Below are 16,734 nucleotides of genomic sequence, written 5' to 3'. Positions count from 1 at the left end.
GCCCTACGCAGGCACCTTCGATTTCCACAGCGACCAGCCGAGATTCATGCCGGCGGCGGCGACCAGGATCGCGGCGCCGCCGACGATCTGCGCCGGATGCAGCCGATGGCCGAAGGCGACGACGTCGACGAGGATGGCGACGACCGGGTAGATGAAGGACAGCGATCCCTGCAGATGCGTCGGCAGCTTCTGGATGGCACCGTACATGAGGATGTACATCAGGCCGGTATGGACGATGCCGAGCGTCGCCAGCATGACCCAGCTCCGCGCATCGACGGGAAGGTGGGTGAGATTGGCGAAGGGTGCCAGCATGACGACGCCGACGCAGACCTGGATCAGGGCGATCAGGTGCGGCGGCGTGCCTTTGAGCTTCTTGGTGACGATAGCCGCAACGGCCCAGAAGAAAGCCGCGGCCAGCGCCATCGCAATGCCGGTAAAGTAGTCCGTACCATGATCGCCTGCATCGGGCGCGGCCTGCACGATCAGCAGCATGCCGGCGAAGGCGATGGCGAGCCAGGTCAGCTTGGTCATCGTCAGCCGTTCAGAGAAGAAGAGCGCGCCAAAACCCACCAGCATGAAGGGCTGCGTATTGTAGACAGCCGTGGCGATCGAGATCGAGGCACGCGAAAACGCGCTGAACAGCAGCAGCCAGTTGATAACGATGGAAGCACCGCCGAGAGCCGCGATCGCGACAATGCGAAGCGACAGCCTGCCGCGCAGCAGTCCCAGCGCCGCGCAGATGATCAGCAGCGTTACCGCACCGAAGGCGCAGCGCCAGAACACCACGTCCATGGTGGGCTGGCCGGAAAGGACGACGAACCAGCCGATCGTGCCGAGGATCGCCATCGCCGCCGTCATTTCGATCGTGCCGCGTACCGTGTTGTCCATGGATGCTCCCGAAACTCTGTTGAGATTTTATAATCCCACGGCGGATCGGGCCTTTCCATGACTTGTAGCTGGTGATATGCAGAACGAACCTCATTTAATTAGGTAAACATCGGCTTTTTCTTGGAATTGTAAAATGCTGGACGAGCTCGACAGAAAGCTCCTCGATATCCTGGTCAAGGATTCACGGACTTCGCTGAAGGAACTGGCGCTGCAGGTCGGGTTGTCGTCGCCAAGCGTTTCGGAGCGGCTTCGACGGCTTGAGGATCGCGGCGTCATCCGCGCTTTCACCATCGATATCGATCCGCAAGCGCTCGGCTACGCCTTGCAGGCGATCGTTCGCATCCGGCCATTGCCGGGCAAGCTGCACATCGTCCAGAAGCTGATCGAGGAAATCCCGGAATTCGGCGAATGCGACAAGGTGACGGGCGATGACTGCTTCGTTGCCCGGCTGTTCGTTCGCTCGATCGGCGAGCTCGACGGGATTCTCGACCGCATCGCCGACAAGGCCGAAACCAGCACCGCCATCATCAAGGCGCAGCCGATCCGGAGACGCCCGCCGCCGCTCGACATGCCAAACATGTGACGGGTTTCGGTGGCGTGGCCCACATATTTGCGGTCGCGGTCTGGCCATTTCTGGTCTATTCCAGAGTTCAACTTTCCCTCCAGCGTCCCTTCCCAATGTCAGGCCTGCTCGTCGATCCCTGGTTCTATGCCGCGGCCATTCCGGCCGTCATCCTCGTCGGCCTGTCGAAAGGTGGCTTCGGCGGCGCCGTCGGCTTTGTCGGCGTGCCATTGATGGCGCTGACCGTGCCGCCGGTTCAGGCTGCCGCAATTCTTCTGCCAATTCTGTGCCTGATGGACATTGTCTCGGTGTGGACATGGTGGGGCATCTTCGACCGCAAGATGCTGGCCGACATGATGCCGGGCGCCGTGATCGGCATCGCCCTTGGCTGGCTGACGGCGGCACTTGTAACCGAAGAGATGGTGCGGCTGATCGTCGGCGCGGTTGCCTTGATCTTCGTGCTGCGCTGGCTCTATTTGCAACTCCGCCACGGTGCCGGCCATGCGGCGGAGCCCAACCGCGTCGCCGCCGGTTTCTGGGGTACTGTTGCCGGGTTCACCAGCTTCGTCGCCCATGTCGGCGGCCCGCCTTTTCAGGTCTACGCGCTGCCGATCAGGCTCGATCCGAAGGTGCTGTCGGGCACCGCGGCGATTTTTTTCGCGGTCACCAATGCGCTGAAGCTCATCCCCTATTTCGCGCTCGGCCAGTTCGACAGCACCAATTTGACCGCGTCGGCGGTGCTGATGCCGCTGGCGCCGCTGTCGACAATCGCCGGCGCCTGGCTGGTGCGGCGGATGCGGCCGGAGCTGTTCTATCCCTTTACCTATGCGACCGTGGCGGTCGTCGCGGTCAAGCTTCTGTGGGACGGCATAGCTGGCCTTCTGTAAGACGGCGGCCCCAGTCGGCCGCCGCCGGATTCCTTAAACCTCAGGCGGCACTCGGCAGCAGCGGCCGCGTCCTGCCAAGCGCCAGGGCAACGCCGGTTGCCAGCACGAACGCCATGCAGCCCAGAATGGTGATGTCGTGCAGCGTCGGCTTCAGCACCATGTCCGCGATGATCACCAGCATCACCGAATAGTCGAAGCGCGCGGCGCTGAGGACGCGCTGGCCCTGGGCAAGCACTGCCGGCGTCACGCCATCCTTGGCGATCATGCCCGCCATGCGGTCGGCCGTCGGCTTGAAGACGAACATGCCGATGCAGAAGGTCGTCGCATAACCGGCAAGGCCGATCAGCACCCACAGATCGGAAAAGCCGACCCAAAAGCCGCACATGATGAGGCCGAAGAGCAATGTCAGCATCGACATCGGCGCGAAGAACCGGTTGCCGAGCTCGCCGGTGGCGCGCATCGCCTGCAACATGCCTTCGACGTTTCCAGCACGGTCGGCGCGTACCGCAAGCAGCATCAGTGTGAAGCCGCCGCCGACCCAGAGAATCGCCGAGACGATGTGCAGAAATTTAACGGCCGAGTACCAGTCCATTGTTCGCTCCTTGAGAGATTTTCATGATTGCCGGAGCGCAATTTTGCTCCGCCTCGTTGCGAGGAACGGGCGTTTAGCGCGGCGCCTGTTTCGGAACGATGTCGCGCGCAGTGCCGTTTTGTTTCGGTAAGCCGGTCACGATCTGGAGGAAACCATGGCGCAAGCGTCGCCCCGACTTTCCAGCCGGTGGTGTGAACGGCGCCGTGGCCAGTCAGCTGTGCTGTTACGGCACAGATGCTGGGCGCTTGATCGAAAAATATGCCCCGCGTTAAGGCTTCGTTAAGCTTTACAGGCGTTTACTATGTCCATCCAGTGATCTGGATTCTTACCGAGTGGTTGGAGCCACTTTGTTTGACGCCTCCCTGTTAAACTCCTGAGAGCCGCCTTATCCGCGGCTCTTTTTTTGTGCGCCGGCCTGGGCGTCCTTCCGGCTAAATGCGGCCGTTAACCGTTTGTTAAACATGTGCTTGCCTTCGCTGGCAGCGAAGCGCATTTTCAAGCTTCAGTCGTTTAGGCTGCCGGATATGGCGGCCAGGAGCCGAATCGGCCGGCTGTCAGGCAAGTGCAGGGGCGTAGCGATGAACGAGCCTTCGAAGGCGAGCGCGAAAACCATCAAGCTGGCGGAGCGCCGGGTTTTCTCCCAATCCTTCAAGCCGCTCTATCAGGAAGGCATGGGCCTGGTCGAGCAGGCGGCCGAATATCTCGACGGCAAGGGCCGCGCCGAGGCCAAGAAGCTGTCGAGGCTGGCGGCGACGCTTTATGCGGCCGAATCGATGCGGCTGACTACCAGGCTGATGCAGGTCGCCTCGTGGCTGCTTTTGCAGCGGGCGGCGAATTCCGGCGAGATGACCCGCGATCAGGTGGCTTCCGAAAAATCCAAGGTGCGTCTCGACACCGCCTCCGCGCATGAGGAGGCGCCCGGCTGGGCCGAGCTGCCGACGGATTTCGTCGACCTCGTCAACCGCTCGCTGCGCCTTCAGGCGCTGGTGCGCCGCATGGACGAGGAGATCTATGGCGGCCTGGCCGAGGCGCCGCCGTCGAGCCGTCGCGTCAATCCGGTCTCCGACCAGATCACGCTGCTCAACACGGCTTTCGCCCGCGGCTGATAGGCCGCTTGATAATTCTACTCTGACGGACACCTGGCGCGGTTTTCAGCGCTTACCTGCAGCGCCGCGCGTCCGTTGGACGCGCAAAGGACGCTGCAGCACTTTGATTACGCATGATCTTAACCTGAAAATCGAACCCGATTTTCGGAATCATGCGTGGGCTCACGGACCAAACGTCCGCTCCGCTTCGGTTCTCGAAAACCACGCCATCTGCGTCGTCAGAGCGAATTCTCAAACAGCCTGCGGGACGTAGCCAGACCTCGTTGCTGGTTTGTTCACATTTCGCTGGCATCGCTCCCCTAGCCAAGGGTAAACTTGGCGGATGGGGGAAGCGATTCGTATCATCGGCATCGATCCGGGGCTTAGGCGCACCGGCTGGGGCATCGTCGAAAGCCTCGGCAATTCGCTGCGCTTCGTCGCCTCCGGCACAGTACGGTCCGACGACAAGGCCGCGCTGGCGGTGCGTCTTTGCCAATTACATGACGGGCTCGCCCAGATCCTGCATGCCGGGATGCCGCACGAGGCGGCGGTCGAGCAGACCTTCGTCAACAAGGATGCCGCGGCGACGCTGAAACTCGGCCAGGCACGCGGCATCGCCATGCTGGTACCGGCGCGTGCCGGGCTTGTCGTTGCCGAATATGCGCCAAACGCTGTCAAAAAGGCGGTGATCGGCGTCGGCCATGGCGACAAGAAGCAGATCCACATGATGGTCAAGGTGCTGATGCCGAAGGCGACTTTCGACAGCGATGACGCCGCCGACGCGCTGGCTATCGCCATCTGTCACGCGCATCACCGGCAGAGCATCGCCTACAGGATGGCGGCGCTGGCCGGATAAGTATGTTCTTGACTTGTTCTCCAGTGGGCAATAAGTAATACCAACCAGGTATTACCATGCGCGTTACCACCAAGGGCCAAGTGACCATCCCGAAGGAAATACGGGATCATCTGGGTATCGGCCCGGGCTCGGAGGTGCAGTTCGTCCCCACCGACGACGGGGCTCTTGTCATAGCCGTCGACGAAAACATGTCGGAGGAGGAAGCCTCGTGCAGATTCAGCCAGATGCTCGATCGTATGGCCGGTACGCTGGATCTGGGGGGCAGGACGGCGGACGAATATGTGGAATGGCTGAGGGGCCCGCGTGAAGATCTCGACATTGATTGACACAGATGTCCTGATCGACGTTTGGGGTCCTGCCGGACGGGAGACGAAATGGTCGGCATCCGCGATTACCGCATGCCGGCGCGACGGCGCACTCGTCATCAATGCAATCGTCTGGTCCGAACTCGCGCCGTTGATTGCGACCGAACAGGCTCTTCGTCAAGCAGTCGACATGCTCAAGATGGATCGCGAATTCCTGCCGTGGGAAGCAGCCTTCCTCGCTGGTGTCACGCATTCCCGCTATCGCCGCGCCGGCGGCCTCCGCGAACGAACGCTGCCGGATTTCTTTATTGGAGCCCATGCAGTTGTCGCCGGGCATCGCCTGCTGACGCGCGATGCCGCGCGCTATCGCAGCTACTTCCCGGACCTCGATATCATCTCTCCGGAAACCCACCCGGCATGATCGGCAAGCTCAAATGATCGGCAAGCTAAAAGGCACGCTGGACGAGATCGACGAGGATTTCTGCATCGTCGACGTGCATGGCGTCGGCTACGTCGCCTATTGCTCGGCGCGCACGCTTGCCGCGTTGCCGCCGCCCGGCGAGGCGGTGGTGCTGTTCATCGAGACCTATGTGCGCGAGGACATGCTGCGGCTCTATGGGTTCCAGTCGGTGCTGGAGCGCGAATGGTTCCGGCTGCTGATGAACAATGTGCAAGGCGTCGGCGCCAAGGTGGCGCTGGCCATCCTGTCGACGCTGGCACCGGCCGATCTCGCCAATGCGATTGCGTTGCGCGATATTGCCATGGTCAGCCGCGCGCCCGGCGTCGGCAAGAAGGTGGCCGAGCGCATCGTCACCGAGCTGAAGAACAAGGCGCCGGCCTATGCGGGCACTGCCTCGGGCACCATCGGCCTGAAGCAGGAGCTCGGCGAAGGCGTTGCCTCGGCGCCGATCACCGATGCCGTCTCGGCGCTGGTCAATCTCGGCTATTCGCGCGACACCGCCGCCAATGCGGTGGCGGCGGCGCTGAAGACGGCAGGCGAGGAGGCGGACGCATCGAAGCTGATCCGCTTCGGGCTGAAGGAGCTGGCACGGTGAGACGTTGCTGGAAAGTGAAATTCCAACTATTATGTAATCGGTAAGAATTTTTTCCAGGAGTAAGAACATGGGCGCATATGCCAGTCTGACCTCCAAGGGACAGCTCACGATCCCAAAGGACGTCCGCGACGCCTTGTCGCTCAAGACAGGCGATACGATCGCCTGGACGGTCATGGATGGTTACCTGATCGGAACGCCGCGCAATCTCGGATTTGCCGATCTCGCCGGATTCTTGGGAGATCCGCCTGGCGGTCCCGCTACGCTGGAGGAAATCGACGCCGCTGTGCGGGATGCGGTCGGCCGGCATGTTGTCGGGGATAGACCAAATGACGGACAAGAGGGTCCCGCTTGACGCCGATCGGCATCGATACCAACGTTCTGCTTCGCATGGTGCTCAACGATGATCCGGAGCAGCGGGCGAAGGCGCTTGCGTTCGGCAGCGGCCTTAGTGTGGAAATGCCCGGCTTCGTGAGCTTGATCGTGCTGGTCGAATTCAGCTGGTCGTTGGCTTCGCGCTACAGGCAGCCAAAGGAACAGGTGTTGGCCGCGATCCAGAGGCTGCTCAAGATCAAGACGCTGGAGTTCGAAGACTTCGATGCCATCGTCATCGCGCTCGAGCGATCGAATTCAGTGCAGGTCGACTTTGCCGACGCGTTGATTGCGGAGCACAATCGAAAATTAGGTTGCTCGCACACGGTCACCTTCGATCAGCGCGCTGCCAGGGCTATCCCCGGTATGGAACTGCTCGCATGAGCGACAGATACCATTCTATGGTCTCTCCCATCATTCGATGTTTCTTCGAGATGTCCGCATGAGCCTTTCGCCACGCCTCATTGCTCCCGACAAACGCGGCGAGGATGCCGAGCAGACCTTGCGGCCGCAGACGCTCGGCGACTTCGTCGGCCAGGCTGCGGTGCGGGCCAATCTCAAAGTCTTCATCGAAGCCGCCAAGGGCCGCAGCGAAGCGCTCGACCATGTGCTGTTCGTCGGCCCGCCCGGCCTCGGCAAGACGACGCTGGCGCAAATCATGGCGCGCGAGCTCGGCGTCAATTTCCGCTCGACCTCGGGTCCGGTCATCGCCAAGGCCGGCGATCTCGCGGCGCTGCTGACCAACCTCGAAGACCGCGACGTGCTGTTCATCGACGAGATCCACCGGCTCAACCCGGCGGTCGAGGAGATCCTCTATCCGGCGATGGAGGATTTCCAGCTCGACCTGATCATCGGCGAGGGGCCGGCGGCGCGCTCGGTCAAGATCGACCTGGCCCGCTTCACCCTCGTCGCCGCCACCACCCGGCTCGGCCTGTTGACCAACCCGCTGCGCGACCGCTTCGGCATTCCGGTCAGGCTCAATTTCTACTCGGTCGAGGAACTCGAGCAGATCGTGCGGCGGGGCGCCCGCATCCTGCAAATGCCGCTCGGCGACGACGGCGCCTTGGAGATCGCCCGGAGGGCGCGCGGCACGCCGCGCATCGCCGGCCGGCTGTTGCGCCGGGTGCGCGACTTCGCCAGCGTTGCCGGCGACGGTCATGTCGACCGCAAGATCGCCGACGAGGCGCTGACGCGGCTGGAGGTCGACGGGCTCGGCCTCGACGCGCTCGACCGCCGCTATCTGTCGATGATCGCCCGGAATTTCGGCGGCGGGCCGGTCGGCATCGAGACAATCGCTGCCGGGCTTTCCGAGCCACGCGATGCCATCGAGGACATCATCGAGCCCTTTCTGATCCAGCAGGGCTTCATCATGCGCACCCCGCGCGGCCGCGTGCTGGCGGCCAATGCCTGGCGGCATCTCGGCCTCGACGCGCCGAAGGACCTGGCGCAGCAGCAGATCAGCCTGTTCCAGGAAGAGCCCTAGCTTGCGGCTTCGTTGCCGATAGTCCCGGAAACAGCAACACTGCCAGCGAGAACAGCTCCGCCCTCCAGGTCTTGATCATCGCCGGTCTATGCGCAAAACAGGTGGTGCCAAAAACAGGTGCTGGTCGGGACCAAAAGGACAGCGCAATGGACGATCATGGTGAATCGGCATTGTCCGCCGGGCTTTCCGGCGCGCTGACGGAATTCGGCCATCGATTGATGGCGCGGGTCTATTATGCCGATACCGATTTTTCCGGCGTCGTCTACCACGCCCGCTATCTCGAATTCTTCGAGCGCGGTCGTTCCGATTATCTGCGGCTCACCGGCGTCCACCACACCGAGCTTGCCGACGGCAAGCATGGCGAGAAAATAGTCTGGGTGGTGCGGCGCATGGAGATCGATTTCCGCGGTTCGGCCCGCATGGACGACATCCTGACCATCGATACGCGCACCGAAGAGATTTCCGGTGCGCGCATCGTCATGGCGCAGCAGTTGAAGCGCGGCAGCGAAGTGCTGGTCGAGGCGCGGGTCGAAGCGGCGATCGTCGGCGACAACGGCCGGCCGCGGCGCTTTCCCAAGGATTGGGTGGCAGCCTTCATGCCCAGAACGCGCAAATAAAGGTTTCAGAGGCAACGATCCCGAGCTCCCGGTCGGGGCCAGGATCGCCGGGCGGCTCGTCTGGGCGCGGCAATGCGCCGCGCTGTACGTCCTAACCCATCCTTAACCATAACGGTCCATGAAGGGATTGGTTAAGATTGGGAGAATCCAAGCGCCTTCCTTTCACCAATATTTGCCCCGAAAAGGCCGCCAACGGTGCATTTGGGGTTATTCCGCCAGCTTAACGCGAACGGACCACAAGGGATGCCCATGGGCCAGCCGCCAGCCACGCCCGGAAAATCTTTAAGGACGTAACATGGAAAACATCGCTCTCGCCGAACCGGGCGCGCATTTATCGATTTGGGCCTTGTTCATGCAGGCCGGTTGGGTGGTCAAGCTGGTCATGATCGGGTTGCTCTGCGCCTCGATCTGGACCTGGGCGATCATCGTCGACAAGCTCGTCGCCTATGCCCGCATGCGGCTGGCGCTCAACCGCTTCGAACAGGTGTTCTGGTCGGGACAGTCGCTGGAAGAACTTTACCGCACGCTCGCCGACCGCAAGACGACCGGCATGAGCGCGATCTTCGTCGCCGCCATGCGCGAATGGAAGAAAAGCTTCGAGAAGGGCGCGAAATCGCCGCTCGGCCTGCAAACCCGCATCGACAAGGCGATGGATCTGGCGTTGACCCGCGAAATGGAAAAGCTGGAAGGGCGGCTCGGCTTTCTCGCCACCACCGGCTCGGCGGCGCCCTTCATCGGCCTGTTCGGCACGGTTATCGGCATCATGACCTCGTTCCAGGCGATCGCCGCCTCGAAGAACACCAGCCTGTCGGTGGTCGCGCCCGGCATCGCCGAGGCGCTGCTGGCGACGGCCATCGGCCTGCTCGCCGCCATCCCTGCCGTCATCGCCTATAACAAGCTGTCGTCGGACGCGAGCAAGATCGCGGTGCGCATGGAAGGCTTCGCGGATGAGTTCTCCGCCATACTCTCGCGCCAAATCGATGAAAAAGTCGCGCAGAAGGCCTGAGGAACGATCATGGGAATGTCCGTAAGCGCAGGTGGCGGAGGACGCGGCGGGCGCGGCCACAGGCGACGCGGCCGCCATCACGCCTTGATATCGGAGATCAACGTCACGCCGATGGTCGACGTGATGCTGGTGCTGCTGATCATCTTCATGGTCGCGGCGCCGTTGCTGACGGTCGGCGTGCCGATCGACCTGCCGGATACGCAAGCCAAGGCGATGAACGCCGATACGCAGCCTATAACCGTCTCGATCAACTCGGCCGGTCAGATCTACCTGCAGGAAACCGAGATCCCGATCGAGGAGCTGGTGGCCAAGCTGCAGGCGATCTCGAAGACCGGCTATGACGAGCGCATTTTCATCAGGGGTGACAAATCTACCGACTATGGCACGGCCATGAAGGTGATGGCTCGCATCTCGGCCGCCGGCTACAAGAATATCGGCCTGGTTTCACTGCAGGAACAGGATCAATAGACGCAAGATGAGGACCGGCCTCACCACATCGGTGATCTTGCATACGGTGGCGATCGCCTTCGGGCTGTTCACGTTGTCCTCGCCGCCCGCGATGCCTGCGTCCGATGCGGAATCGGTGTCGGTCGAGATCGTGCCGATGGAAGCGACGGCACAGGTCCTGCAAGGCGACAAGAAGGCTGTGATGCACGACAAGCCGGCGCCGGTGCCGACGCAGCGTCCCGACATCGTTCCAGACGCCCAGAAAATCGGCGATAACAGCGTCGACACTGACAAGCCGCCGACACCTGAGCCCAAGCCCCAGCCAGTCGACATGACGGCGGCTCCGCCACCCGCGCCGACCCCGGTCGAAAAGCCCAACCCCGAGGACGTGCCGAAGCCGAAGGAAGAGCCGAAGCCTATTCCCGCTACGGAGGTAGCGCCGGTGCCGCAGCCGAAGGAAGAGGTCAAGCCCGAACCGGTCAAGCAGACCGAGCCCAAGCCGACGCCGGCCAAGGAGCCGACGCCCCCGCCGCCGCAGGACAAGACTGCCGCGATCGATCCGCAGCCCGAGGTCAAGCCGGATGCCGTCGCCGAGGCGATTGCCAAGCAACCGCCAACCGAGGAGGCGCAGCTTCCGGACTCGGCCCCGGCACCCGAGGCTCGGCCGAAGCCGCAGCCGGCCCAGGCCGAAAGCGCCAAGGCACCGGAGCGCAAGGACGCCGACAAGCCGGTCAAGGAGGCGTCATCCAAGCCGAAATCGGACGACAAGCAATTCAACGCCGACGAGATTTCGGCTCTGCTCGACAAGCGCAAGCCGGCCGGTGGTGGCGCCAAGCGCTCGACCCAGCAGGCGTCGCTCGGCGGCGAGAAGGATCAGGGCCAGAAGCTTTCGAAATCGGAGCAGGGGGCATTGGAGGCCCAGCTTGGTGGTTGCTGGACGCTTCCGGCAGGGCTCGAGGGTTCGGAGAATTTCGTCGTCGTGGTCCGGTTTAATCTGGACGCCTCCGGCAAGTTGGATGGCCGGCCGAGCGTTGAAAAATCGAGCGGAAACCGCCCGTTTGACGAAAGTGCAGTGCGCGCGGTTCAGAAATGCGATGTGGCCGGCCTGCAAGTTCCTGCGGGCAAGCAAGACATCTGGTCCGACGTTCGGGTCACTTTCGACCCCAGGGAGATGCTCGGCCTTTAGGCCCGGCGCCCACAGAGTCAGCGAAGAGAAGCGAGAAGACATGAAATCCATCCTCAAGCCGCTCCTGATGATCGTAGCGATGGCGCTGGGCATGACTGCCGCCGCCACCTTGCCGGCGCGGGCGCTCGTTGAGCTCAACGTCAACAAGGGCAATGTCGAGCCGTTGCCGATCGCCATCACGGACTTCCAGGGCGGCGATGCGCTCGGCGCCGAGATTTCCGGCATCGTCAGTGCCGACCTGAAACGCTCCGGCCTGTTCGCGCCGATCGACAAAAGCGCTTTCATTGAAAAGATCTCCAACCCGGATGCCACGCCGCGCTTCGAAGACTGGAAGGTGATCAATGCGCAGGCGCTGGTCACCGGCAGTGTCGGAAAGGAGGCTGACGGCCGTGTCCGCGCCCAGTACCGGCTGTGGGACACCTTTGCCGGCCAGCAGATGTCGGGGGAACAGTTCTTCGCCAACGACGCCAATACCAGGCGCGTCGCCCATATCATCGCCGACGCCATCTATGAGCGGCTGACCGGCGAGAAGGGCTATTTCGACACGCGCGTCGTCTTCATCGACGAGTCCGGTGCCAAGAATGCGCGCAAGAAGCGGCTTGCCATCATGGACCAGGACGGCGCCAATGTCCGCTACCTCTCGAACGGCAAATCGATCGTGCTGACGCCGCGCTTCTCGCCGAACCGGCAGGAAATCACCTACATGTCCTATGAGAGCGGTCAGCCGCGGGTGTACCTTTTGCAGATCGAGACGGGGCAGCGCGAACTGGTCGGCAATTTCCCCGGCATGACGTTTGCGCCGCGCTTTTCGCCGGACGGCCAGAAGGTAATCATGAGCCTGCTGCGCGATGACGGCAATTCCAACATCTTCGCCATGGATCTGAGAAGCCGCTCGACGACCAGGCTCACCAACTCGACCGCCATCGATACCTCACCGTCCTACTCGCCCGACGGCAGCAAGGTGGTGTTCACCTCGGACCGCGGCGGCCGCGCGCAGATCTATGTGATGGGCGCCGACGGCTCGGGCCAGACCCGCATCTCGTTCGGCGACGGCGTCTATTCGACGCCGGTGTGGTCGCCGCGCGGCGATCTCATTGCCTTCACCAAGCAGACCGGCGGCGAATTCCAGATCGGCGTCATGCGCACCGACGGTTCGGGTGAGCGCATCCTGTCCACCGGCTTTCAGCAGGAGGGGCCGACCTGGGCGCCCAATGGCCGGGTGCTGATGTTCTTCCGCGATTCCAACGGTGGACCAAAACTTGTTTCGGTCGATCTCACCGGCCGCAACGAACAGTCGATCCCGACGGCGAACTTCGCCTCGGATCCGGCCTGGTCGCCGCTGCTCGAATAGAGGAACTGAGGAATTGAGGAACTGACGAACTGACGAGTTGAAGAACTGAAGAATGGAGAAGCCAGGGGCCTACATCGAGCACGCGAGGGATTTGGAAGTCTATAAGCGTGCCTATGCGGTTTCCCTTGGGGTACACAGAGCCACGCTTGCTTTTCCGAAAATCGGGCAATACGCGCTCGCCGATCAACTACGTCGTTCCAGCAAGGCGATCTGCGCCAATTTGGCTGAGGGTTTTGCCAAACAGACCCACTCCAAGCCCGAATTTGCACGGTTCATTTCGATGGCCATAGGGTCATGCAGTGAAGTGGAGACCTGGATTTCGTATGCGTTCGACCTCGAGTACATCACACAGGCGCAACGCGACGATTGGTTGCAATCCTATGCCCGCATCTACGGAATGCTGGTCAATCTCAGAGAGAAGCTGAGGTGATCTCTTTCCTCAATTCCTCAACTCTTCAATTCTTCAATTCCCTCTTTTTCATGTTTTGGCCGCATTTCCGCCTACGGTCCGCGCTCATTGTCGCCTTTGAGTAGCCCTCGGCAGAACGGTTGCGGACGGCAGCCGAAACCAAATTTTAACCGTGTTTCTTGAGCGCCGGTTAACCCAAACGTGGTTACTGGACGATCAATGAAATCACTCGAATTGCGAAGGAGAGGCGGCATGGGCCGTATCGCAGCACTTACCACAAACCCGGTCATGATCGCGCTGGTCGCGATGCTCGCGATCACCGGTTGCGCCTCGAAGAAGACGCCGAACAGCGCCGCCGATCTCGGCCTCAACGGCGCCGGCGCGGCAACGCCCGGGTCGGCCCAGGACTTTACCGTCAACATCGGCGACCGCATCTTCTTCGACACCGATTCGTCCTCGATCCGCGCTGACGCGCAGACGACACTGTCGCGCCAGGCGCAGTGGCTGAACCAGTACAAGCAGTACGCCATCGTCATCGAAGGCCATGCCGACGAGCGCGGCACGCGCGAATACAATCTGGCGCTCGGCGCCCGCCGTGCTGCCGCCACACGCGACTTCCTGGTCGCCAAGGGCGTTTCGGCGCAGCGCCTGAAGACCATTTCCTACGGCAAGGAGCGTCCGGTCGCGGTTTGCGACGACATCTCCTGCTGGTCGCAGAACCGCCGCGCCGTCACCACGCTGGGCGGCGCCGGTTCTTGATCGGCATAAATGCAACACTTGGTGCGAAAGGCGGCCAAAGGGCCGCCTTTTTCATATCTGCTCGCTCCAAACAAAATTTGGCCGAAGTCTCACGTCCTGTTAAGAGCCGAGAGCGTCCCGGCGGATACTACTGGCTAGTCCCACTTGGCTGGTCCACTTCGGTTGGAAGGGCGCGCAACAGGCTAACGGTTTCACGGCGAGAGGCACATGCATTTCAGATCGGTCTTGAGCGGCACGCTTGCGCTGCTGCTCGTATCAAGTATCGCGGCGCTTGCTGACGGTATCGGGGCAAGCGGCACCGAGCAGTCATCGGAAAGCGGTTTTTCCTTCCATCTGCCGACGATCAAACTGCCCGGCATTTTCGGTGAAAAGAAGAAGCCGGATCAGGTTCAATTCGCGCAACAGGATGGCACCGGCACTCCGGCGCTGGAGGAACAGCTCCGGCAGATGAACGGCAAGATCGAGGAACTCAACTTCCAGGTCCTGCAGATGCAGGAGCAGATCCGCAAGCAGCAGGAAGACAACGAATTCCGCTTCCAGCAGTTGGAAGGTGGTCCGCAAGGCGCGCAGCAGCCGGCCGAGCAGAAGAAGTCCGAGGCGGCGCCCAGCAGCGACAGCCCCAACAGCGACGGTAACGTGGCGGAGGCGCCGGCAGCGCAAGCTCCGGCCGCTGCGGAGCCGCCAGCCGGCGACAAGAGCGTCGAGGACGTCATCGTCGAATCGCCCAACGGCGATCCCGGCAAGCTGATCCCCGGCGCGCCGCCCAAGACGTTCGGCACCATCACCGTCGACAAAAACGGCAATGTCGTCGAAGCCGACGGCAATTCGCAGGCGAACGCGCCGGAGCAGAACACGGCCCCAGCCAATGGCGCCAACGCAGCCGGCAACAAGGCCGGCAAATCCGACGATACGGTGGTCGCGGCACTCCCGTCGACCAACGATCCGGAGGAGCTTTACCGCAACTCTTACCAGTTCATCCTGTCGGGCGACTACAGCACCGCCGAACAGGGTTTCCGCGACCATATCGCTCGTTTTCCCCGGGACGCCAAGGCGGCGGACGCGCATTACTGGCTCGGTGAATCGCTGCTCGGCCAACAGAAATACCGCGATGCGGCCGAGACGTTCCTCGCTGCCAGCAAGGACTATCCCAAGGCCAAGAAGGCGCCCGACATGCTGTTGAAGCTCGGCGTTTCACTGGTCGGGCTGAAACAGCGCGACGTGGCCTGTGCCACCTTCAGCGAGATCGGCAAGCGCTACCCCGATATTTCCGGCGCGCTCAAGGAGCGGGTCAAGCAGGAAAGGGCGCTCGCGGCGTGCTAGTTTTTCCGTTGCATGTCGTTGCCCCAAAACCGGGCCCACTTTTGGGCGACATGCATGACGCTCGACACCGAGCCTGACCTTTCGGATTTTTCGCGGATCGACTTTTCCAACGGCGCTGTTGCGGCCGTGTCCGGCGGCAGCGACTCGACCGCCCTTCTCCTCCTCCTCAAAGCCCATCTCGACCGTACCGCGCCGGCAACGAAATTGCTGGCGGTGACGATCGATCACCAATTGCGGCCGCAAGCGGCAGCGGAAGCGCAAGCCGTGGCCAGGCTGTGCGCAGCACGCGGCATTGCCCATCGCATCCTCGCCTGGTCGGGGCACAAACCATCGACCGGCCTGCCCGCCGCCGCGCGCGAGGCGCGATACCGGCTGCTCGCCGAGGCCGCCGAAGCGGCAGGCATCGGCCTGATCCTGACGGGGCACACCGCCGACGACCAGGCCGAGACCGTGCTGATGCGGCAAGCGCGTAACGAGTGGGCACGTGACGAGTGGGCACGTGACGAGCGGGCAAGTGATGGAGGGCCAAGTGATGAAGGGCAAAGCGACGACGGGCCGCGCGACGAACGACGGGGCCTTGCCGGCATGGCGCCGGCAACCCTCTACGAGTGGCGGCACTGGATCGTGCGGCCGCTGCTCGGCGTAAGGCGTGCTGAGCTGCGCGAATTCCTGCGGCGTGAACAGGTCGCCTGGATCGACGATCCGACCAATGCCGACACCGCTTTCGAGCGGCCGCGCGTCCGCGCAGCACTTGTTGAAGGCGACGATGCGCCTCGCATGGCTGAAACGATGGCGCTGGCCAGAAAGGCGGCGGTCGAGCGTGAGCAGCTGGGACACCGCGCGGCCATGCTGATCCGCAGCTTGGCCTCCAGGCCGGCCGCCGGCCTCGTCCGCCTCGATCGGGATTTTGCGATGGAAGGCGACAGCCGGGCGGCCATTTATGCGCTGCGCATTCTGCTGGCGGCGATCGGCGGCACCGCCTTCCTTCCCGACCAGGCCCGCAGCGAAGCCCTTTTCGGCCGGCTCCGCACCGGGCCGCTTTGTGCCACATTGTCGCGGACCGTGATCGATGCCCGGCGTACCGGTACCTTTCTGCATCGCGAATTGCGCGATCTGCCGCCCACTGTTGCGCTTTCCGATAATGCCCTTTGGGACGGCCGCAGACGGATCACATTGGGCGACAGTTCAGGTGCATTGTTGATCGCACCGCTGTTGGTGGCACCGCTCGGGGCGGCTCTTGCCGCAAAGCGGGCAATTGCCGGGCGTGGCACGCCGGCAAGCCTTGTACGTGCCGCCTTGGCCGCTGAGCCGGCGCTATGGCGGGATGGCGAATGCCTTGGTTTGCCTGGCGAAGGCCCGATGCCGGCGGCTGTCGCCGCATATCCGGCAGTCGCGCCCTTCGCCCGTTTCCTGCCGTCTTTCGATCTGGCGCCGGCCGATGCCGTCGCCGCCTTGCTTGGCGCGGCGCCGGTTCCAGCCTCGCCATTCGGCGGCCACAGTGCCGGCCTACCACGGGCGAAAGCTTAACCGAGACCTGCTGTTATGCTTGGCAAGGGG

At 62.7% G+C, this 16,734-nt stretch carries 21 protein-coding genes; 19 read left to right on the top strand and 2 right to left on the bottom strand.

Annotated elements, in window-relative coordinates; translation table 11 throughout:
• Window positions 1-3: 3 nt before the first annotated feature.
• Window positions 4-888 (bottom strand): DMT family transporter, encoded by an 885-nt coding sequence (locus NKI95_RS04470; RefSeq protein ID WP_352714451.1) that lies wholly within the window; start codon window positions 886-888, stop codon window positions 4-6.
• Between the two features lie 133 nt (window positions 889-1,021).
• Between NKI95_RS04470 and NKI95_RS04465 the strand changes: the two genes are divergently transcribed.
• Window positions 1,022-1,471: an Lrp/AsnC family transcriptional regulator gene (locus NKI95_RS04465; protein WP_023678010.1), complete on the top strand. Its 450-nt coding sequence runs from the start codon at window positions 1,022-1,024 to the stop codon at window positions 1,469-1,471.
• Window positions 1,472-1,566: 95 nt separating this feature from the next.
• Window positions 1,567-2,337 (top strand): sulfite exporter TauE/SafE family protein, encoded by a 771-nt coding sequence (locus NKI95_RS04460; RefSeq protein WP_352714450.1) that lies wholly within the window; start codon window positions 1,567-1,569, stop codon window positions 2,335-2,337.
• A 40-nt stretch (window positions 2,338-2,377) separates the two neighbouring features.
• Here NKI95_RS04460 and NKI95_RS04455 read toward each other — a convergent pair whose 3' ends face one another.
• Window positions 2,378-2,929, bottom strand: a complete 552-nt coding sequence (locus NKI95_RS04455; protein ID WP_352714448.1) for a DUF2269 family protein — start codon at window positions 2,927-2,929, stop codon at window positions 2,378-2,380.
• A gap of 578 nt (window positions 2,930-3,507) precedes the next feature.
• Between NKI95_RS04455 and rcdA the strand changes: the two genes are divergently transcribed.
• The 17 genes from rcdA (at window position 3,508) to tilS (ending at window position 16,704) form a co-directional block, all read left to right on the top strand.
• Window positions 3,508-4,035: a protease adaptor protein RcdA gene (rcdA, locus tag NKI95_RS04450; protein ID WP_352714446.1), complete on the top strand. Its 528-nt coding sequence runs from the start codon at window positions 3,508-3,510 to the stop codon at window positions 4,033-4,035.
• Between the two features lie 322 nt (window positions 4,036-4,357).
• Entirely contained in the window at window positions 4,358-4,870 is a 513-nt protein-coding gene (gene ruvC, locus NKI95_RS04445) for a crossover junction endodeoxyribonuclease RuvC (RefSeq protein WP_352714444.1), read from the top strand.
• A 56-nt stretch (window positions 4,871-4,926) separates the two neighbouring features.
• Window positions 4,927-5,196 carry an AbrB/MazE/SpoVT family DNA-binding domain-containing protein gene (locus NKI95_RS04440; protein ID WP_352714443.1) on the top strand — a complete coding sequence of 90 codons (270 nt, stop codon included), beginning with the start codon at window positions 4,927-4,929 and terminating at the stop codon, window positions 5,194-5,196.
• Window positions 5,174-5,596: a type II toxin-antitoxin system VapC family toxin gene (locus tag NKI95_RS04435; protein WP_352714442.1), complete on the top strand. Its 423-nt coding sequence runs from the start codon at window positions 5,174-5,176 to the stop codon at window positions 5,594-5,596. Before NKI95_RS04440 ends, NKI95_RS04435 begins: the two co-directional genes overlap by 23 nt.
• Window positions 5,597-5,609: 13 nt before the next feature.
• Window positions 5,610-6,230, top strand: coding sequence for a Holliday junction branch migration protein RuvA (gene ruvA, locus NKI95_RS04430; protein WP_352522865.1), 621 nt, complete (start codon window positions 5,610-5,612; stop codon window positions 6,228-6,230).
• 67 nt (window positions 6,231-6,297) lie between these two features.
• Window positions 6,298-6,582: an AbrB/MazE/SpoVT family DNA-binding domain-containing protein gene (locus NKI95_RS04425; RefSeq protein ID WP_352714440.1), complete on the top strand. Its 285-nt coding sequence runs from the start codon at window positions 6,298-6,300 to the stop codon at window positions 6,580-6,582.
• Window positions 6,579-6,983: a type II toxin-antitoxin system VapC family toxin gene (locus NKI95_RS04420; protein WP_352714438.1), complete on the top strand. Its 405-nt coding sequence runs from the start codon at window positions 6,579-6,581 to the stop codon at window positions 6,981-6,983. The genes NKI95_RS04425 and NKI95_RS04420 overlap by 4 nt, the downstream gene beginning before the upstream one ends.
• A 58-nt stretch (window positions 6,984-7,041) precedes the next feature.
• Window positions 7,042-8,082, top strand: a complete 1,041-nt coding sequence (gene ruvB, locus NKI95_RS04415) for a Holliday junction branch migration DNA helicase RuvB (protein WP_352714436.1) — start codon at window positions 7,042-7,044, stop codon at window positions 8,080-8,082.
• A gap of 146 nt (window positions 8,083-8,228) precedes the next feature.
• Window positions 8,229-8,699 carry a tol-pal system-associated acyl-CoA thioesterase gene (ybgC, locus tag NKI95_RS04410; protein WP_352714434.1) on the top strand — a complete coding sequence of 157 codons (471 nt, stop codon included), beginning with the start codon at window positions 8,229-8,231 and terminating at the stop codon, window positions 8,697-8,699.
• A gap of 295 nt (window positions 8,700-8,994) precedes the next feature.
• Window positions 8,995-9,705: a protein TolQ gene (tolQ, locus tag NKI95_RS04405; protein ID WP_254816465.1), complete on the top strand. Its 711-nt coding sequence runs from the start codon at window positions 8,995-8,997 to the stop codon at window positions 9,703-9,705.
• 9 nt (window positions 9,706-9,714) lie between these two features.
• Window positions 9,715-10,173, top strand: coding sequence for a protein TolR (gene tolR, locus NKI95_RS04400; RefSeq protein ID WP_352522864.1), 459 nt, complete (start codon window positions 9,715-9,717; stop codon window positions 10,171-10,173).
• A 7-nt stretch (window positions 10,174-10,180) separates the two neighbouring features.
• Complete coding sequence (tolA, locus tag NKI95_RS04395) at window positions 10,181-11,338, top strand: cell envelope integrity protein TolA (protein WP_352714432.1); 1,158 nt, start codon at window positions 10,181-10,183, stop codon at window positions 11,336-11,338.
• Window positions 11,339-11,405: 67 nt separating this feature from the next.
• The gene (gene tolB, locus NKI95_RS04390) at window positions 11,406-12,689 is read left to right on the top strand and encodes a Tol-Pal system beta propeller repeat protein TolB (RefSeq protein ID WP_502895839.1); all 1,284 of its coding nucleotides are present in this window, start codon (window positions 11,406-11,408) and stop codon (window positions 12,687-12,689) included.
• A 52-nt stretch (window positions 12,690-12,741) separates the two neighbouring features.
• Window positions 12,742-13,119: a four helix bundle protein gene (locus tag NKI95_RS04385; protein ID WP_352714431.1), complete on the top strand. Its 378-nt coding sequence runs from the start codon at window positions 12,742-12,744 to the stop codon at window positions 13,117-13,119.
• Window positions 13,120-13,350: 231 nt separating this feature from the next.
• Entirely contained in the window at window positions 13,351-13,857 is a 507-nt protein-coding gene (pal, locus tag NKI95_RS04380) for a peptidoglycan-associated lipoprotein Pal (protein ID WP_023677992.1), read from the top strand.
• 207 nt (window positions 13,858-14,064) lie between these two features.
• Window positions 14,065-15,177 carry a tol-pal system protein YbgF gene (gene ybgF / locus NKI95_RS04375; protein WP_352714429.1) on the top strand — a complete coding sequence of 371 codons (1,113 nt, stop codon included), beginning with the start codon at window positions 14,065-14,067 and terminating at the stop codon, window positions 15,175-15,177.
• A gap of 54 nt (window positions 15,178-15,231) precedes the next feature.
• On the top strand, window positions 15,232-16,704 hold the full coding sequence (gene tilS, locus NKI95_RS04370) for a tRNA lysidine(34) synthetase TilS (RefSeq protein WP_352714427.1): 1,473 nt from the start codon (window positions 15,232-15,234) through the stop codon (window positions 16,702-16,704).
• Window positions 16,705-16,734: the final 30 nt, after the last annotated feature.

The organism is Mesorhizobium sp. M0306 (genome assembly GCF_040321655.1).
GTDB lineage: Bacteria > Pseudomonadota > Alphaproteobacteria > Rhizobiales > Rhizobiaceae > Mesorhizobium.
This window is presented reverse-complemented; position numbering and strand designations above follow the sequence as displayed.